At 42.6% G+C, this 18826-nt stretch carries 15 protein-coding genes; 8 read left to right on the forward strand and 7 right to left on the reverse strand.

The genetic code is table 11. From position 1 onward, the window contains the following. Window positions 1-24: 24 nt before the first annotated feature. From ACNOGP_RS02010 to folP, 3 genes are all read right to left on the reverse strand, one after another. Window positions 25-1356: an ATP-binding protein gene (locus ACNOGP_RS02010; RefSeq protein ID WP_418213952.1), complete on the reverse strand. Its 1332-nt coding sequence runs from the start codon at window positions 1354-1356 to the stop codon at window positions 25-27. A gap of 139 nt (window positions 1357-1495) precedes the next feature. Next, a complete protein-coding gene (gene cdaA / locus ACNOGP_RS02015) occupies window positions 1496-2260 on the reverse strand; it encodes a diadenylate cyclase CdaA (protein ID WP_007755507.1) in 765 nt (254 codons plus the stop codon). Continuing rightward, on the reverse strand, window positions 2250-3113 hold the full coding sequence (gene folP / locus ACNOGP_RS02020; protein ID WP_143867487.1) for a dihydropteroate synthase: 864 nt from the start codon (window positions 3111-3113) through the stop codon (window positions 2250-2252). Before folP ends, cdaA begins: the two co-directional genes overlap by 11 nt. 92 nt (window positions 3114-3205) lie before the next feature. On the opposite strand from folP, the gene ACNOGP_RS02025 reads away from it, so the two are divergent. Further along, window positions 3206-4504, forward strand: coding sequence for a UDP-N-acetylmuramoyl-tripeptide--D-alanyl-D-alanine ligase (locus ACNOGP_RS02025; RefSeq protein ID WP_272721415.1), 1299 nt, complete (start codon window positions 3206-3208; stop codon window positions 4502-4504). A gap of 6 nt (window positions 4505-4510) precedes the next feature. Here ACNOGP_RS02025 and ACNOGP_RS02030 read toward each other — a convergent pair whose 3' ends face one another. Next, entirely contained in the window at window positions 4511-4903 is a 393-nt protein-coding gene (locus ACNOGP_RS02030; RefSeq protein ID WP_195533444.1) for a VanZ family protein, read from the reverse strand. A gap of 103 nt (window positions 4904-5006) precedes the next feature. On the opposite strand from ACNOGP_RS02030, the gene ACNOGP_RS02035 reads away from it, so the two are divergent. Together ACNOGP_RS02035 and ACNOGP_RS02040 are read left to right on the forward strand one after the other, a co-directional pair. Beyond that, window positions 5007-6377 (forward strand): sodium-dependent transporter, encoded by a 1371-nt coding sequence (locus ACNOGP_RS02035; protein WP_418213953.1) that lies wholly within the window; start codon window positions 5007-5009, stop codon window positions 6375-6377. Next, window positions 6377-7291 carry a ComEA family DNA-binding protein gene (locus ACNOGP_RS02040; RefSeq protein WP_418213954.1) on the forward strand — a complete coding sequence of 305 codons (915 nt, stop codon included), beginning with the start codon at window positions 6377-6379 and terminating at the stop codon, window positions 7289-7291. Before ACNOGP_RS02035 ends, ACNOGP_RS02040 begins: the two co-directional genes overlap by 1 nt. Before the next feature lie 183 nt (window positions 7292-7474). On the opposite strand, the gene ACNOGP_RS02045 is transcribed toward ACNOGP_RS02040, so the two are convergent. The 3 genes from ACNOGP_RS02045 to ACNOGP_RS02055 are packed head-to-tail and all read right to left on the reverse strand — an operon-like array spanning window position 7475 to window position 10991. Beyond that, on the reverse strand, window positions 7475-8131 hold the full coding sequence (locus ACNOGP_RS02045) for an ABC transporter ATP-binding protein (RefSeq protein ID WP_418213955.1): 657 nt from the start codon (window positions 8129-8131) through the stop codon (window positions 7475-7477). Window positions 8132-8139: 8 nt separating this feature from the next. Further along, window positions 8140-8874 (reverse strand): tRNA threonylcarbamoyladenosine dehydratase, encoded by a 735-nt coding sequence (locus tag ACNOGP_RS02050; protein ID WP_287668141.1) that lies wholly within the window; start codon window positions 8872-8874, stop codon window positions 8140-8142. Next, window positions 8856-10991: a cation:proton antiporter gene (locus ACNOGP_RS02055; protein WP_418213956.1), complete on the reverse strand. Its 2136-nt coding sequence runs from the start codon at window positions 10989-10991 to the stop codon at window positions 8856-8858. The genes ACNOGP_RS02050 and ACNOGP_RS02055 overlap by 19 nt, the downstream gene beginning before the upstream one ends. A 200-nt stretch (window positions 10992-11191) precedes the next feature. Between ACNOGP_RS02055 and ACNOGP_RS02060 the strand changes: the two genes are divergently transcribed. The 5 genes from ACNOGP_RS02060 (at window position 11192) to ACNOGP_RS02080 (ending at window position 18801) form a co-directional block, all read left to right on the forward strand. After that, entirely contained in the window at window positions 11192-12199 is a 1008-nt protein-coding gene (locus ACNOGP_RS02060; RefSeq protein WP_186966476.1) for an aspartate-semialdehyde dehydrogenase, read from the forward strand. A 164-nt stretch (window positions 12200-12363) separates the two neighbouring features. After that, entirely contained in the window at window positions 12364-13629 is a 1266-nt protein-coding gene (locus ACNOGP_RS02065) for a lamin tail domain-containing protein (RefSeq protein WP_418213957.1), read from the forward strand. 72 nt (window positions 13630-13701) lie between these two features. Next, window positions 13702-16146 carry a DUF4922 domain-containing protein gene (locus tag ACNOGP_RS02070; protein ID WP_418213958.1) on the forward strand — a complete coding sequence of 815 codons (2445 nt, stop codon included), beginning with the start codon at window positions 13702-13704 and terminating at the stop codon, window positions 16144-16146. 15 nt (window positions 16147-16161) lie between these two features. Then, on the forward strand, window positions 16162-17493 hold the full coding sequence (locus ACNOGP_RS02075) for a SpoIID/LytB domain-containing protein (protein ID WP_418213959.1): 1332 nt from the start codon (window positions 16162-16164) through the stop codon (window positions 17491-17493). A gap of 15 nt (window positions 17494-17508) precedes the next feature. Then, window positions 17509-18801, forward strand: a complete 1293-nt coding sequence (locus ACNOGP_RS02080; RefSeq protein WP_418213960.1) for an MFS transporter — start codon at window positions 17509-17511, stop codon at window positions 18799-18801. Window positions 18802-18826 lie beyond the last annotated feature (25 nt).

Consider the following 18826-nt stretch of genomic DNA (forward strand, 5'->3'; position numbering starts at 1 on the left):
ATCCTTGCATTATAAAGACCAAATTCACTTACCCAATTTCATTAACCCGACGATTTTATATATCCAATCGGCTAATGGAACAGGACAACTCAGCAGCCCGTCATTCTCTTTCAGATTATTCATAGAAAAGCGGATTCTGCATGAAGGAGCAAATTTATTAGCATATACAGAAAGGCTTTTACCACTTATCCGCGTATCTGATTTAACTTCTACAGGAACGACATAAGTAGGAAACTGCAATATAAAGTCTACTTCTGCCCGATTTTCCGAACTCCAATAATAAGGCATCACATCACTCTGAGGTACTAAAGATTGCAAGATAGCATTCTCTGTCAGAGCACCTTTAAACTCTGTATAGCCGGAATTACCCGAAAGAATAACCTCAGGAGACAACTTAGCCAAACGTCTTAATAACCCACAATCGCAGGCATAGGCTTTAAAAACAGACAACTCTTGATAAGCACTTAAAGGAAGTCCAGGTTTGGCTACATTGAACACACGATAAATAAGCCCTGCTTCCTCCAGCCATAACAAAGCATCTTCATATTCACGGGCACGGGCTCCAGTTCGAACGATACGATATAAAAATTTCCGGTTTTCCTTAGCCAATTGAGATGGCAAAGAACTCCACAAGCTATTTATACGAGGAATATCAATAGGGGAAGCATATTTAGAAAAATCAAGAGTATATAAATCTAAAATATTCTGCAGGGTATCTTCCACCGCCTGCATTCCTTTATTAGATAATAATGCAGTAACAGCTTCCGGCATTCCTCCACAAATTAGATATCGCTTATATTCCAGTTCTAACCTACTAAGAATTATCTCAGGCAAAGCCTCTAAAGAGTCCAACCCGTCAATATACTGACACATACGTTCGTCCGAAGCTCCTAAAAATTCCTTAAAGGTAATAGGAAACATTCTCAGAATTTGTACTTTGCCGACTGGGACAGCCATTTTCTTCTGCCGAATAGCAACTCCCAATAAAGATCCAGCTGCTATTATATGATATTGAGGGGCATCCTCACAGAAATACTTAAGACTATTAAGCGCACCCTCGCACATCTGGATCTCATCAAATATCAGTAAGGTTTTTCCCGGTTCGATAGGCGCTTCGGTATACAGTGTGAGTTCCTTTAATATTCTACTGACATCTTTTGTCTTTTCAAATACACTAGCCAGTTCTTCCACTTTATCGAAATTGAACTCAGCTACATACTCAAAACATTCCTTCCCGAACTCTTGCATAATCCAAGTCTTTCCGGTTTGCCGAGCTCCTTTCAAAAGAATAGGTTTACGGTTCTCACTATTCTTCCATTGCCTCAGTCGGTCGATAATGTCTCTACGAATCTTCATGTTTTCACATTTTATGTGCGGAAAATGTGGAGTTTTTCACATTTTCCGCACGTATTAATGCAAATATAAGATTATCTTCGGATAAAAGCAAAAATCAACGACCTAAAAACACATAACGGAAGAATACTGATCTGTAGCCCTAATTTTCTTTCGTCAACAGACTTTCCAGTTCCTCCGCATTCAAGCGAAGATAGAACTGTCCGCGATAAGCCACGGAGATAGCTCCGGTCTCTTCGGAAACAATGATAGCATGGGCATCCGATTGCTGGGAGATTCCCATAGCCGCACGGTGACGCAAACCAAGCTCTTTCGGAATATTCAAATCATGGGAAACCGGAAGAATACATCCCGCCGCTTCAATACGCTTTTTACTGATAACCATCGCCCCGTCATGCAAGGGACTATTCTTGAAGAAGATATTTTCAATCAGCCGTTGGTTGATTGCCGCATCAATCACCTCCCCTGTACGGACTATCTCATCTAAAGGAGTATTATGCTCAATCACAATCAATGCGCCGACTTTTTGTTTGCCCATACTCAGACAAGCCATTACAACAGGCATAATATCATCATGCTTCAACGATTCCTTCTTCGAACCGTTAAACAACCGTGACAATGCACTGACATGGCGATGAGAGCCTAAAGTCAACAAGAAACGACGTATCTCATCCTGAAAAAGAACAATCAAAGCTATCACACCGACACTCATCAACGTGTCAAAGATAGAGCCAAGCAGTTTCATCTCCAACACCTGGGTCACCACCAGCCAAATCAAGATAAAAACAAGAATACCGGTAAAAACCTTAATGGAACCGGAAGCTTTCATCAGTTTGTACGTGTAATACAACAGAAATGCGACCAGCAGGACATCTATAAAATCTTTTATTCCAATATCAAAAAACATGGCTCTCCTTCTTTATTTTTTCAACAATCCGAACTGTTTCCACAGCTTCACGCACATCATGTACACGCAAAATATGCGCTCCTTTCATTAACGCCACAGTATCCAATATGGTTGTCCCGTTCAATGAGTCTTGCGGAGTGCCTCCCAACAATTTATAAATCATAGATTTGCGGGAAACCCCCACTAGAACCGGAAGTTCAAAGATGTGGAACTCCTCCAGATGTGCCATCAGTTCATAATTATGCTCCAGTGTCTTACCGAACCCGAATCCCGGATCGAGGATGATATCCTTCACTCCCAAATCACGAAGTTGCTGCACTTTACGAGCAAAATACAAGAAAACTTCCTTTATCAGATTCTCATAATGAGGTTCTTTCTGCATACTTTGCGGAGTTCCCTGCATATGCATCATAATATAAGGTACTCCCAATTCGGCTACTGTTGCAAACATCCTGTCATCCATCTCACCGGCTGCTATATCATTGATAATAGCAACTCCGTATTCCTTCACACAGCGTTCTGCCACCTCCGCCCGAAATGTATCTACGGAAATGATAGCCTCCGGATGATTCCGGTTCAGAATTTCCAACCCGGTACGAAGTCGGCGCATCTCTTCTTCGGCAGAGATATGTTCGGCATTCGGACGCGAAGAATAAGCGCCTATATCAATAATAGAAGCACCCTCATCCAGAATCTGCCGGGCACGGGCGGCTATTTCTTCTTCAGTCTGCATCCGGCTACCGGAATAAAAAGAATCGGGAGTTACATTCAGAATCCCCATTACTTGCGGAGTAGCGAGGTCAAGCAACCGCCCTTTTACATTTATATAAATAGGAGACATTGGCTTTATCATTGATCGTATTCCTTTTAGATTGTTGCAAATGTAGAGAAATAATCCGAAAGAATAACCTATCTTTGCAGCGTTTTTAAATAAAAGATCAGGTTATGAAACTTTCTGCTCTTTACCAGATTTTCCTGGAATGCCAATCAGTAACTACTGATAGCCGGAACTGCCCGGACGGTTCTTTGTTTATCGCCTTGAAAGGTGAGTCGTTCAACGGTAATGCATTTGCCAAGTTTGCATTGGACTCCGGATGCGCGTATGCAATTATTGATGAAGGCGAATATGCCGTAGAAGGCGACCAACGCTATATACTCGTGGACAATTGCCTGCAAACAATGCAACAACTTGCCAACTACCATCGTCGCCAACTCGGAACCAAAGTAATCGGTATCACCGGAACAAACGGAAAAACGACTACAAAGGAATTGATATCTACCGTACTTAGCCAGGCACATAACGTACTCTATACGCTAGGAAATCTGAACAATCATATCGGCGTGCCGACTACTCTGCTCCGTCTAAAACCGGAGCACGACCTCGCTGTGATTGAGATGGGAGCCAATCATCCGGGAGAAATCAAGTTTCTCTGCGAAATAGCAGAACCTGATTACGGCATCATAACGAATGTGGGCAAAGCCCATCTGGAAGGCTTCGGCTCGTTTGAAGGAGTCATCAAAACCAAAGGAGAGCTATACGATTTCCTTCGCAAGAAAGAAAATTCTACCATCTTCATCCACCACGATAATCCCTATCTGATGAATATGTCCGAAGAGCTAGACCGGATTTATTACGGAACCCAAGATGGCCTGTATATCAATGGACGTATCACCGATAATTCACCTTATCTGACTTTTGAATGGAAAGCGGAAAACGGGAACGAAATCCACCGGATACAGACACAGCTAATCGGAGAATATAATTTCCCCAATGCTTTAGCCGCCATAACCATCGGACATTTTTTCGGAGTAGAAGCGCAAAAGATCGATGAGGCCCTAGCCGGATATACTCCACAAAACAATCGTTCGCAGCTCAAACAGACAACAGACAATACGTTGATTATCGATGCATACAATGCCAATCCGACTAGCATGATGGCTGCCCTGCAGAACTTCCGCAATATGGCAGTTCCCCACAAAATGCTGCTACTGGGAGATATGCGCGAACTAGGTGCCGAAAGCAACATCGAACACCAGAAAATTGTGGATTACATTAAAGATAGTAACTTCGAGCAAGTATGGCTTGTTGGAGAACAGTTTGCAGCAACACAGCATAACTTCAAGACCTATGCAAACGTACAGGAAGTTATCAAGGAACTGGAAACCCAAAAGCCCAAAGGCTATACGATTCTCATCAAAGGTTCCAACGGAATCAAACTTAGTTCAACGGTAGAACATTTGTAAGATTCTTCATTTCCTATTTTTCATTCTCGGCCTTACCCCATAATAGGCTACCAGGCTGGCCAGAATAGCCCCTGTACTGTTGGCTGCAAAGTCCAGCCAGTCTCCTCCACGATAAGTGGTACAGTATTCTTGCATCAGCTCCACCGCGCCACTAAAGAGGATGGGACAGAGAAATGCACCTAACCATGCGTGCCACATCGGAGTATTATCTCTGCGATGTGCACGCAAGAACTCCAGCCATAACATCCCCGACATACCGAAATACATACAAATATGCACTAATTTGTCCAAGTTAGGTATTTCATTCAAATCCGTCTTAGGTGGTTTAAAGAATGACAGGTAAATCACTGTCAGGATAATAAAAAGCGAGATAGGATATTTCTTAATATAAGATAGCATATCTAAATAAAATTACAGTTTCAGCACAAATATAAGTATCATTTTCTATATTTGCACTTTAATACGTGTATTTTATAACGATTTGTAAGATAAAACAAGATTTATGACAAAAAATGATAGAGCGAACTTCGGTAGTAAATTAGGCGTTATACTTGCCTCCGCAGGCTCGGCAGTAGGGCTGGGGAATATATGGAGATTCCCTTACGAGACAGGAAATCATGGGGGAGCCGCCTTTATATTAATCTACTTAGGCTGTGTCTTGCTTTTGGGGCTTCCCATTATGATTGCCGAATTCCTGATAGGCCGTCGTTCAAGAGCCAACACAGCAGGAGCTTATCAGAAATTAGCACCCGGCACACATTGGCGTTGGGTAGGACGTATGGGTGTATTGGCAGGTTTTCTGATCCTCAGTTATTATTCGGTAGTAGCCGGATGGACACTTGAATATATATTTGAAGCTGCTTCAAATGGTTTTGCGGGGAAAACTCCCGAAGAGTTCATCACTTCTTTCCAACAGTTTTCCAGCAATCCCTGGCGACCGGTGGTCTGGCTGGTTTCCTTCTTGCTAATTACCCATTTCATCATTGTAAAAGGGGTGGAAAAAGGGATTGAAAAGTCTTCCAAGATAATGATGCCCACACTTTTCATCATTATTCTTATATTGGTAGGCTGCTCTGTTTCACTGCCGGGCGCCGGTGCCGGTATCGAGTTTCTTTTGAAACCGGACTTCAGCAAAGTGGACGGCAATGTATTTCTGAGTGCTATGGGACAAGCCTTCTTTTCCCTTAGTCTGGGAATGGGTTGCCTTTGTACATACGCTTCCTACTTCAGTAAAGAGACAAACCTGACTAAAACGGCTTTCAGCGTGGGTATTATCGATACCTTCGTGGCAATACTAGCCGGATTTATCATTTTCCCGGCCGCCTTTTCCGTCGGAATCCAACCGGGATCCGGTCCCAGTCTTATTTTCATTACGCTACCGAACGTATTCCAACAAGCATTTAGCGGGGTACCTATATTGGCATATATATTCTCTGTAATGTTCTACGCATTGCTAGCAATGGCAGCGTTGACTTCCACTATTTCCCTACACGAAGTGGTGACAGCCTATCTGCATGAAGAATTCAAATTCTCCCGTGGGAAAGCGGCAAAACTTGTGACCGGCGGATGCATATTCTTCGGAATATTCTGTTCATTATCATTGGGAGTAACAAAAGAATTCATTGTTTTTGGCTTGGGGATGTTCGACCTATTCGACTTTGTCACAGCCAAACTCATGCTTCCCCTCGGCGGACTGTGCATTTCTCTCTTTACCGGATGGTATCTCGACAAGAAAGTGGTATGGTCGGAAATTACCAACAACGGCACACTTAGAATTCCCGTATATCGGCTGATTGTCTTTATATTAAAATATATCGCACCAATCGCTATTACATTAATATTCATCAATGAGCTAGGATTCATCAAACTATAATGTGGAAAGACTTTTTTTATTTCACTAAAACTGAACGACAAGGCATTATCGTCCTTGTCGTTCTTATTTTAGGGGTACTCTTACTCCCCAACCTCTTCCCTCTTTTCAATCGTCCGAAAGAGGTAGACACCTTGAAACAAGAGAAATTTCAGAAAGAATATAATGAGTTCATCGCTTCTCTCGAAGAAGTGGAGTCTCACAAAAAGTCGAAGAATCCGACTTCCCGACTATCCGTAAGGAAAGAAATCACTCCTTTCGCATTCGATCCGAACACTGCTGATTCCATGACTTTCCTCTCTCTCGGTCTACCGGCATGGATGGCAAAGAATATTCTGAACTATCGAAGAAGACAAGGGATATTCCGACATCCGGAGGATTTCCGGAAAATATATGGGCTGAAGGAAGAACAATATCAGACTCTTCTTCCCTACATCCGGATTGCAGAAAAGATCCGCTCCAAAGATACAGTACGACTGCTCACCATACAAAACGTACGAAAAGACACGGTATTCAAGTATCAGCCCGGTACTGTTATCAGCCTCAACCAAGCAGACACAACCGAACTTAAAAAGATTCCGGGAATCGGGAGTAGTATCGCCCGGATGATTGTAAATTATCGTAAGAAGCTGGGAGCTTTTTATAGAATAGAACAATTGCAAGAGATTCATCTAAAGGTAGAAAAGCTTCGTCCATGGTTTTCAATCGCCCCCGATGAGATACGCCGTATCAATTTGAACAAAGCAAGCGTGGAACGAATGATACATCATCCGTATATCAATTATTATCAAGCAAGAGTGATTGTAGAGTACCGGAAAAAGAAAGGAAGATTAAAGAGTTTGAAACAATTATCACTCTATGAAGAATTCACTTCTGCCGACTTTGAACGGATAGAGCCCTATATCTGTTATGATTAATTAAAAGAAAGATGCATTCCTATCACACCAGACAAGAATGCATCACACACAAACAAAACAAACACTCTACTATCATCTTCACAGACTTCTGTAGAGAAGCGACTATAAATATATAACTAAAAGATAGAATCCTTGCAAGGCTCCACCTTTTTGGTATACATTTTTAGAAGTTAGGTTCCTTTATTAATCTTTTTTAATCATACCATCTACCATGTGAACCGTTCGGTCAGTGATTTTAGCAAGTCCCTCATCATGGGTAACAATCACGAAAGTCTGACCCAGCCGATCTCGCAAATCAAAGAACAGACGGTGTAAATCTTCTTTATTTTGAGTATCCAGACTTCCGGAAGGCTCGTCCGCCAGAATTACAGCAGGATCGTTGATTAAGGCTCTCGCCACAGCCACCCGTTGTTTCTCTCCTCCCGACAATTCATTCGGTTTATGGGAGGCACGGTCTGCCAGCCCCATAAAATCTAAAATCTTCATGGCACGATCGTTTGCCTCCTTTGAGGATACCCCTGCAATGAATGCAGGAATCATCACATTCTCTAATGCCGTAAACTCCGGAAGAAGTTGGTGGAACTGGAAGACAAAACCAATATTCTTGTTACGGAATGCAGACAACTCTTTCTCCTTCATCCGGCTGACCACAGTTCCGTCGATTTGTACCAGACCGGTATCCGGTTCATCCAAAGTACCCATAATTTGCAGCAGCGTTGTCTTACCCGCTCCACTAGGACCTACAATACTGACAACCTCACCCTTATTGATTTCAAGATCAATGCCTTTCAGTACTTGTAATGAACCGAAGCTCTTCGTTATTCCTTCTAATTTTATCATAATAGCTTTTATAATCTTTTAATGACATATTCCGCCAGATAACATCCAAACACAGCAGGCATATAACTGACCGTTCCGCAAGTCGATTTCTTGTTCTGTTCGTCATCTGTGAGCAACACCGCCTTTGCATCAGCCTGTTCGGTACTGAACACAACCGGGAGTGTACGTTTCATCCCCATTTTCTGTAACCGTTTCCGCACCGCTTTGCTCAATCCGCAATGATAAGTATCCCAAAGATCGGCAAACCGTACCTGCGTAATGTCACTTTTTGCCCCTGCTCCCATACTGGAAACAATCCTGATCCGCCGTTTCATCGCTTCATAAATCAAAAAACACTTCGGACTGATGGTATCGATAGCGTCCACTATGAAATCATATTTGCCGGCATCCAATAGCTCCGGTATATTTTCATCTTTCAGATAAACAGGTAAAACGGTCAGGGCGATATCGGGGTTTATATCTTTATACCGGGTAGCCAGCACTTCCGCCTTCGACATCCCCAAAGTGGAATGCAATGCAGGTAACTGACGGTTCAGGTTAGTCGGCTGCACCGTATCGGCATCTACAATCGTCATTCGTCCGACTCCTGCACGACAAATCATTTCTGCCGCATAAGCTCCCACTCCACCCAGCCCCACGACCAATACGTGAGAGTTCCGGATACGATTCATCTTCTCTTCTCCCAAAAGAAGTTCCGTTCTTTGTTGCCAGTCGTCTCTTTCCATCAGCTTTTCTTGAACCATTTATAGAACCATTTACCGACCTTCTCATAATGCTGAGACTCATTATGCCCGCGAGGATCGGAGAAAGACACGATCTCTTGCGGTTCACCGAATTGGTCGGGATATAAAATAATCAAACTATTATTTGCAAAATATTTGCCCAACTGTGACGGCAAACGATCAAAAGAAGGATCATAAGAGATAGATCCCCGACGGGCGGAAATAACAACCAACAGATGGTCATAGTTAACCTGTCCCGTTAATAGCAAAAGATCATCCCACTCATCTAATGTAGAAAACTCGGTCGGAGTACCTACATATTTCTTTTTCACAAGTTGCTGAAGCCTCATCAATGTCCGTTCATTCGAGAAGAAATGTACACGACATCCTAGAATGCTTCCCATACGGCAGAAATGCTCCACCCACTTTGCAAAACCGGTCTCATATTCCGCCTTTGGAGGAACGGCAATATTAATCCGGCGTAAGGTATTCACCGGCATCAGGAATTTTGCGATCATCACCTCACGGTGCGTACCTTTCAGCAGACTTTCCGCCAAATGCCCGAAAAAAGAATCCACGATATTAGCTTTCCGGTGCAAACCGATCACCACATCCGTAGCCTCATACTCTTTTATCGTATGGATAATTCCCGAAGCAATATTCAGATCATAACGACTGACCATAGTGACAGGAACGTCGGCAGCCGCAGCAATCATCGCAGCTTTTTCCAGATTACGTTTTCCCTGTAATTCTTTCTTTTCCGAGCTATTATTATCATTGACTACATTCAATGCTATCAACCCATTTTTCTGTTTGGCATCCTTTATGACCAATGCCAGATTGATGAGGTCTTCAATCGTATCCGGGTTGGCAACCGGAATCAATATCTGTTCATTATTATTTTTCACCCCTTCTTTTTCCGACTGCACATTTTCGTCTAAAGCAAAACGGCGGGCAGAACGCTCCGTCACCAAAGAACTGATGACACAAGTAAAGAGAATCATCACTACGGTACCGTTCAGCACATCATCATTCAGCAAACGTTCTCCATTCTCCATAATAATTTCGTGTCCGATCAATACTGCTGCCAATGTGGCTGCTGCCTGTGCATTGCTCAGACCGAATATCATACTCCGTTCATTCGGCTGCATCCGATAAATCTTCTGCGTAGCCCATGCTGCCAGCCACTTACTGAAAGTAGCTACCACTGTCATTACAATTGCCACCTTCAATGCTTCCCCACCGGTGAACAGACTTCTTACATCAATAATCATTCCGACACCAATCAGGAAATAAGGTATAAACAACGCATTTCCGACAAACTCCAAGCGGTTCATCAACGGAGAAACGTGAGGAATCAGCCGATTTAAGACCAATCCGGCAAGAAAGGCTCCCAAGATACCCTCCATTCCGACAAATTCCATTAATCCACCACCCAGAAAGACCATTGCCAACACAAACACAAACTGCATCACGCTATCGTCGTACTTTCGGAAGAACCAGCGGCCGATACGGGGGAAGAAGAAAACAATCAAAAATCCGAGAAAAGCGACTTTAGCAACTAGGAACGCCCAAAACCAACCATCCACAGTTCCCTTAAACATTCCGCCTACAACAGCTAGAATAATCAAAGCAAGGGTAACGGTAACAGCAGTACCGCCAATAGTTATATTGACACTGCGCAGACGTGACAATCCGTAACGACTGATAATAGGATAAGCGATCAACGTATGGGAAGCGTACATACTTGCCAACAGTACGGCAGTGAGAAAACCATAGCCCAACAGACTCATACTGCTCCATATACCCAACCCCATAGGAATCAGAAAGGTGAGCCAGCCAAACACAAAGCTTTTCGTCCGGTTCTTCTTAAAATCCTCCATATCCATCTCAAGACCGGCGAGAAACATGATATAATAAAGCCCGACTTTACCGAACAGTTCGAAACTGCTATCACGGTCGAGCACATGAAAGCCATGCTCTCCAATCAGTACCCCCGCCAGAATCATGCCTATAATATGAGGTATATGAAGCCGTCCGAGAATCATCGGAGCAAAAAGAATAATAATCAGCACCAAAAAAAACACCCAAGTCGGATCAGAAATTGGCAACGTTAAATTGAGATCAAACAGGTTCATAGACTGTGGTTTTAGGAATTCAACTACAAAGGAACAAAAAAGTTCGCATACCTCCAATTCATAAGTAGATAGATTCAAATAATATTTTTTCGGCAAAAATGCGGTTTATATGGCAAATTGTTATAATTTTGCAGTCTAATCTTTCCTATTAGACAGTATAGAAAGGAAATTACAGTATTCACATTTAACAAAAGAAAAAGATGAAAGTAGCTATTGTTGGCGTAAGCGGAGCCGTGGGACAGGAATTCCTGCGCGTGCTCGATGAGAGAAACTTCCCGTTGGACGAGTTAGTTTTGTTCGGTTCTAAACGTAGTGCCGGAACAACTTATACTTTCCGCGGTAAACAGATCGAGGTGAAACTCTTACAACACAACGATGACTTTAAAGGGGTAGACATTGCTTTCACTTCTGCCGGTGCAGGAACATCCAAAGAGTTCGAAAAGACCATCACTAAATACGGTGCTGTGATGATCGACAACTCCAGCGCTTTCCGTATGGATACGGATGTACCTTTGGTAGTGCCTGAGGTTAATGCCGAAGACGCATTGGAGCGTCCACGCGGTGTCATTGCCAACCCCAACTGTACAACAATCCAAATGGTTGTCGCACTGAAAGCCATCGAACAGCTTTCTCATATAAAAACCGTGCACGTATCTACCTATCAGGCAGCCAGCGGTGCCGGTGCTGCCGCTATGGACGAATTGTACGAGCAATATCGCCAAGTATTGGCAAATGAACCTGTTACAGTAGAAAAGTTTGCATACCAATTGGCTTTCAACCTCATACCGCAGATTGACGTATTCACAGAAAACGGTTATACGAAAGAAGAGATGAAGATGTATAACGAAACACGTAAAATCATGCATTCAGATATTAAAGTCAGCGCGACTTGCGTACGTGTTCCTGCACTACGTGCTCACTCTGAAAGTATTTGGGTAGAAACCGAACGCCCTATTTCTATCGAAGAAGCCCGCGAAGCATTTGCTAAGGGAGACGGACTGGTGCTTCAGGATAATCCTGCGGAAAAAGAGTACCCGATGCCGTTATTCCTAGCTGGGAAAGATCCGGTTTATGTGGGACGCATCCGCAAAGACCTGACGAATGAAAACGGATTGACTTTCTGGATTGTAGGTGACCAAATCAAGAAAGGTGCAGCACTGAACGCAGTGCAGATCGCAGAATATCTGATTAAAGTAAAGAATGTCTAAATCATAAAAGGTGATTTAAGAAAGAAAAGTCCGGTTTCGCCCTTGAAACCGGACTTTTTATATACCTTTGCATTCACAAAATAGAATTTAAGCCGCAATTGCCTCTGCGTTATACACAAACAAATACGGTTCAAGCATTAATTATCATCTAAGAATTAAACCGTATGAGAATTTACAAAGTGTTTACACTTCTAGGTCTGTTCATTTCCATATTCTATAATTGTTCACTTCCTGCCGATGATGAAGAAGATTCAGAAGGAGAAGATACGGCTACTTCTGGACTTTCTTGGGAAGGAGAAACAGATAAATTCACTATCAATTCTAAAGAAGGAGTCCATCTGAATGATCCGGCAGAAGATAGTGGAACAGCCTATGTCACCATACCGTCCACGTCAGTAAAGAATACCCGCTGGGAGTTTGGAGTTCACCTTACATTCAACCCATCCGCCAATAACTATGCACGTTTTTATCTGACCTCTTCTTCCAACACTCTCTCCGGTAGTCTAAACGGGTATTTTATACAAATAGGAGGAGCAAAAGACAATGTGACACTTTATCGTCAGAATGGAGACCAGCCCAAGCTGCTGGCTTCGGGTCGGGAAGTGATGAAGGGTAATAACTCCCCCCAATTATACATAAAAGTAGAATGCGATAACAATGGGTATTGGACTTTTTGGACACGATTGGAATCCGAAGACGGATATACATTGGAAAAGCAAGTGAAAGATACCGGCATACAGAGTTCCGTTTGTTCGGGAATTTATTGTGTCTACACCAAAACCCGCTGTAAAGCCTTCACATTCCATCATGTACGATTATCCAACGGTGTAGAGACAACGACCGCCCCCGACAATACTCCCGACGAACCGGATTCCGAAGAGCCGGATATTACCGAACTACCGGAAGATGTCAGAGGTATGCTCCTCTTTAATGAGATAATGTATGATAATGCCACAGACGGCGCCGAATACATAGAGCTCTATAATCCGACTGAACAAACTATTGTGTTGCCACAGCTTTTTCTATATAAGATGCATGAAGACGGCAAAGTGTACAGTACCACTACGTTACAAAATGAATCTTCCTCCCAACCCCTGATCATTGCATCCAAAGGATATCTTTGCTTTTCTAAATATCCCGGCAAGATTATTCAAAAACACAATGTCGATAGAGAGAACCTAATAGAAATATCCAAATTCCCGGCACTTGATAATGAAGGAGGCTATCTCGCACTGTCCAGCACCCCCAAAACTGGGAAAGGACATACATTTGACACTTGTCGTTTCTGGGACGGAATGCACGATACCGACAAATCCAAAACTATCGGCATTTCACTCGAAAAGAAATCCCCGGAACTGCCTTCACTCAACAAGAATTGGCAGTCTTCTAAAAACACGACGGGAGGAACTCCTGGAATAAAAAACTCGTAAGAGTATGTATATGTATGATAAATCCCTACATTTGTAGACTAAATAAACAGTTGTTTAATATCAATTATCAAAATGAAGAAGAAAATTAATTGCTTCATACCTTTCGGCACTCCGGAAGATACCATGCAGACAGTGAAAGAACTACAAGCGTCAGAGCTAGTAAATAAGATCTATTTATTAGGTTCGGAACCCGGTAAGAAAGCTCTTCCGGGGTGTGAATATCTCTCTGTTAAAGGGTTCTATTCCACAGACACAATGAAAACAATTGCAGCCAATGCCAATTCGGAATATACGCTGTTCTACTTGAAACAGACTCCATTAAAACTGGGAGTGTATGCCTTGGAACGCATGGTACAAATCATGGAGAACGATAAAGAGAATGGAATAGTTTATGCCGACCGCTATCAGCTGATTAACGGAGAACTTAAACAAGCACCTGTCATCGACTACCAATTAGGAAGTGTCCGGGATGATTTCGATTTCGGTTCCATACTCCTATTTAGTTCTTCCGCCTTCACTAAAATAGCAGATGTTTTGCATGAAGAGTACAAATACGCAGGACTATATGCTATGCGTCTATACATCTCTTACAAATATTCAATTGTGCACATCAATGAATATCTATATACCGAAATTGAAACAGATACAAGGAAAAGCGGAGAGAAACAATTCGACTATGTAAACCCCAAAAATCGGGAAGTGCAAATGGAAATGGAAACTGCCTGCACCGAATACCTGAAATGTATTGATGCTTATTTCATGCCTACTTCTTCACGTCCTGTAAATCTTCACAGCGAAAACTTTGAATTCGAGGCATCTGTCATCATCCCTGTGCGCAATCGTGCTCATACCATCCGTGATGCTGTCAACTCGGCTTTAAGCCAGCGGACCACTTTTCCTTTTAACATTATTGTTATCGACAATCATTCCACCGATGGAACGACGGAAATACTTCAGGAACTAAGTACCGATAAAAGATTGATCCATATCATCCCCCAAGAGAATGATTTAGGCATAGGAGGTTGTTGGAACAAAGGTGTACACCACGAAAAATGCGGGAAGTTCGCCATACAGTTAGACAGTGACGATTTATATAAAGACGAATCCACTTTACAGAAAGTCGTAGATACTTTTTATAAGGAAAGCTGTGCAATGGTAATAGGCACTTATCTAATGACCGACTTCCAGCTAAACGAGATAGCCCCCGGTATTATTGACCACAAAGAGTGGACACCGGAAAATGGAAAGAACAACGCTCTACGTATCAATGGTTTGGGTGCTCCACGAGCTTTCTACACTCCTATTCTTCGTGATATCAAAATGCCGAATACCAGCTATGGAGAAGATTATGCCATAGGATTACGAATCTCACGGGAATATAAGATCGGACGTATCTATGATGTAATATACCTCTGTCGCCGTTGGGAAGGTAACTCCGACGCCTCATTAAGCACAGAAGAAGTCAATCGGAACAACTTCTACAAAGACCGAATCCGCACATGGGAAATTAAGAGCAGAATCCAGATGCATACTATCGATCAAGAGTTTCAGGAACTTGTAGAAGAAATGATAGAAAACCAAAAAGAAAACTGGGAACTTGCGAAAAGGAACTATGAAGCGTTGGAAGAAAATCTGGAAAAGAAAAAAGTATTGACGCTGAAGAAAGAAGATAGAGAAATGGAAGTTAGAATTTTCCCGAATCCTCAACGCATCCTCTCGACCACGGCAAAAACAGATAGTAATTCTATCCAAGAAAGACCTTGTTTCTTATGCGGGAAAAACCGTCCTGCAGAGCAAACATATCTACCATTCGGACATTATGAGGTATGCCTCAATCCTTACCCCATTTTTCAGCGTCACTTGACCATCATCGACAAGGAACATACTCCACAAAGTATGAAAGGACGTTTTGAAGATATGCTTCACTTAGCTGAAAACCTGGACGAGTTCTATATACTCTATAACGGACCGGAGTGCGGTGCCTCCGCCCCTGACCATATGCATTTCCAGGCAGTAGGAAAAGAAGAAGAACTGGCTAACCCTTTTGAGATGAATTTCTTGGAGAGTATATTAAAAAATGAAGACGGCGTAACAATTTATGTAGACAATGTATTCACAACTTGCATAGGTATGACATCAAGCCTGAAAGTTGACTTAATGCAACAATTCGAAAAGATCTACAAAAATCTTTCCGCCATTTATTCGGATAAAGAACCTTTAATCAACATGATAGCCTGGTATGGTCTCAATAACATAAGCTATTTCGAAAATGACGAAATAGAAGTATGGAATTGCCTCATTTTCCTACGCTCAAAACATCGCCCCGATTGCTATTATACCCCAAATGAAAAAGGGCTATTAATAAGTCCGGCTGTTGCAGAAATGGGTGGTATATTCCCGATTGTCAGAGAAGAAGACATGGATAAATTAAACGCCCAACAACTTAAAAAGATTTACAAGGAGATTAGTTTATCTCCCCAACAGTTAAATACTCTACGCGATCTATTATTCAAGTAGAAATAATAAAGTAGCATGCAAGTCCCTCTAATAACTGTCGGCATTCTTTCCGGGAAAGAGATTGAATTCTCTTTCCCGATAAAATTTAGTTCTTCTGTCGGGACGGAAATCTCCGGAACACAGAAAGCTATTTATCAGAATGGAAAGATCCAGTGGCAAGAAAAAGAGTACGACGAATTATCCTTCATTCCTCCACAAAATGCACCTGCTTTCTTTGAACTGAAAGATGTGACCATCGGAATCAACTTCCATTGGGAACGCAAAGAAGTCCAGAAATTCAAAGGGGAATTAAAGATCATCGTCGAAGGAGAACAACTAACCGCTATCAATGTGATTTCCATTGAGGAATACCTCATCAGTGTCATTTCATCAGAAATGAGCGCAACAGCTTCTTTGGAACTACTAAAGGCTCATGCCGTCATCTCCCGAAGCTGGCTAGTTAATAAGTTGAGAGTTGAGAATGGAGAGTTGAGAGTTACTCTGCAGCCGGACAGCGCAGCCCACTCTCAACTCTCCATTCTCAACTCTCAACTTATAAAATGGTATGACCATGAAGCACATAAGAATTTCGACGTATGTGCCGACGATCATTGCCAGCGTTATCAAGGAATTACACGAGCCTCAACACCACAAGCTATCGAAGCAGTTTCCGCCACGCGGGGGGAAGTACTGATGTATAAAGGAGCGATTTGTGATACCCGTTTCTCTAAATGTTGTGGCGGAGCTTTTGAAGAGTTCCAAAATTGTTGGGAAAACGTAAAGCATCCTTATCTAATCAGACAACGGGATAGCAAGACTGAAAAACAACTCCCCGATTTGACCATAGAGGCGGAAGCTGATAAATGGATACGTACCTCACCTGTTGCTTTCTGTAATACACAGGACAAGAAAATCCTAAGCCAAGTATTAAACAACTACGATCAGGAAACAGCAGACTTCTATCGTTGGAAAGTCAGTTATTCGCAACAGGAGCTTTCAGAACTGATTCATCAACGTTCAGGGATTGATTTCGGACAAATCATAGATTTAATTCCTGTAGAACGGGGAACATCCGGACGTCTTGTCCGGCTAAAGATTGTAGGAACCTTACGGACACTCATCATTGGAAAAGAGTTGGAGATACGCCGTACTCTATCGACTTCCCATCTTTACAGTTCCGCTTTTGTAGTAGACAAGGAGTACGGAGATGAACTTCCTTCCCGATTTATCCTCACCGGAGCCGGTTGGGGACACGGAGTGGGACTTTGCCAAATCGGTGCCGCCGTGATGGGAGAACAAGGTTATAAGTATGAAGAAATACTATCTCACTATTACCCCGGTAGTACACTTGAAAAACAATATAAATAAAATCGAACAAATGCCATGACAACACCCACTATAAAGAGAAATCCCTGGAGTTGGATTCCAACCCTCTATTTTGCAGAAGGATTGCCTTATGTAGCGGTAATGACTATTGCCGTCATCATGTACAAACGCCTGGGATTATCCAATACCGAAATAGCCTTATACACTTCCTGGCTTTATCTTCCCTGGACTATCAAACCGTTATGGAGTCCATTCGTCGATCTGGTAAAAACGAAACGTTCCTGGATTATCGCCATGCAAGGGTTCATCGCCGCCGGATTTGCAGGCATCGCCTTTTTTATCCCAACGGCACATTACGTACAATTCACCCTTGCTTTCTTTTGGTTATTGGCATTCAGTTCGGCTACGCATGACATCGCAGCAGACGGTTTTTATATGCTCGGCCTCAACAACAAGGAACAATCTTTCTTCGTAGGCATCCGAAATACCTTTTACCGACTTGCCAATATTTTCGGGCAAGGCATTCTCGTCATGCTGGCAGGATGGCTAGAGACTTCTCAAGGCAATATACCTCTGGCATGGAGTATTACTTTTTATTTCTTAGCGGGATTGTTCCTAACTCTTACTTTATATCACCGCTTTATCCTTCCCCGCCCCGATTCCGATATCAAATGTCCCAGACTCACAGTAGGTAAACTATTAGAAGACTTTCTTCTGACTTTTGTCACTTTCTTCAAAAAGAAACACTTGGGTCTCATGTTCTTTTTCCTACTCACCTACCGATTGGGAGAATCGCAGCTAGCCAAGATTGCTTCCCCCTTCCTACTCGACCATGCCGATAAAGGCGGATTGGAACTATCCACAGCAACAGTTGGAATGATATACGGAACTATTGGTGTCATAGCCTTGTTACTTGGTGGAATTATCAGCGGCTTTCTCGTTTCACGTGACGGATTCAAGAAATGGATACTACCTATGGCATTAGCCATCAACCTTCCCGACATATTATATGTATGGATGGCTACAGCCACTCCTAACAACCCGATATTGATTTCCACCTGCGTAGCTATCGAACAACTGGGTTATGGTTTCGGTTTCACAGCCTATATGCTTTATCTGATTTATATTGCCGAAGGCGAGCACAAGACAGCTCATTATGCTATCGGAACCGGATTTATGGCGCTTGGAATGATGCTTCCCGGTATGCCGGCAGGGTGGATACAAGAACATCTCGGATACACCAATTTCTTTATCTGGGTTTGTATTTGTACGATACCCGGTATTATTGCTTCATTAATGATTCGCAACCGATTGGATGATTCTTTCGGAAAAAGCAATAAATTCACGTGATTATATTTAAGATATTAAACTGAAA

The sequence above is a fragment of the Bacteroides difficilis genome (assembly GCF_048319815.1).
Taxonomy (GTDB): Bacteria; Bacteroidota; Bacteroidia; order Bacteroidales; family Bacteroidaceae; genus Bacteroides; species Bacteroides zhangwenhongii.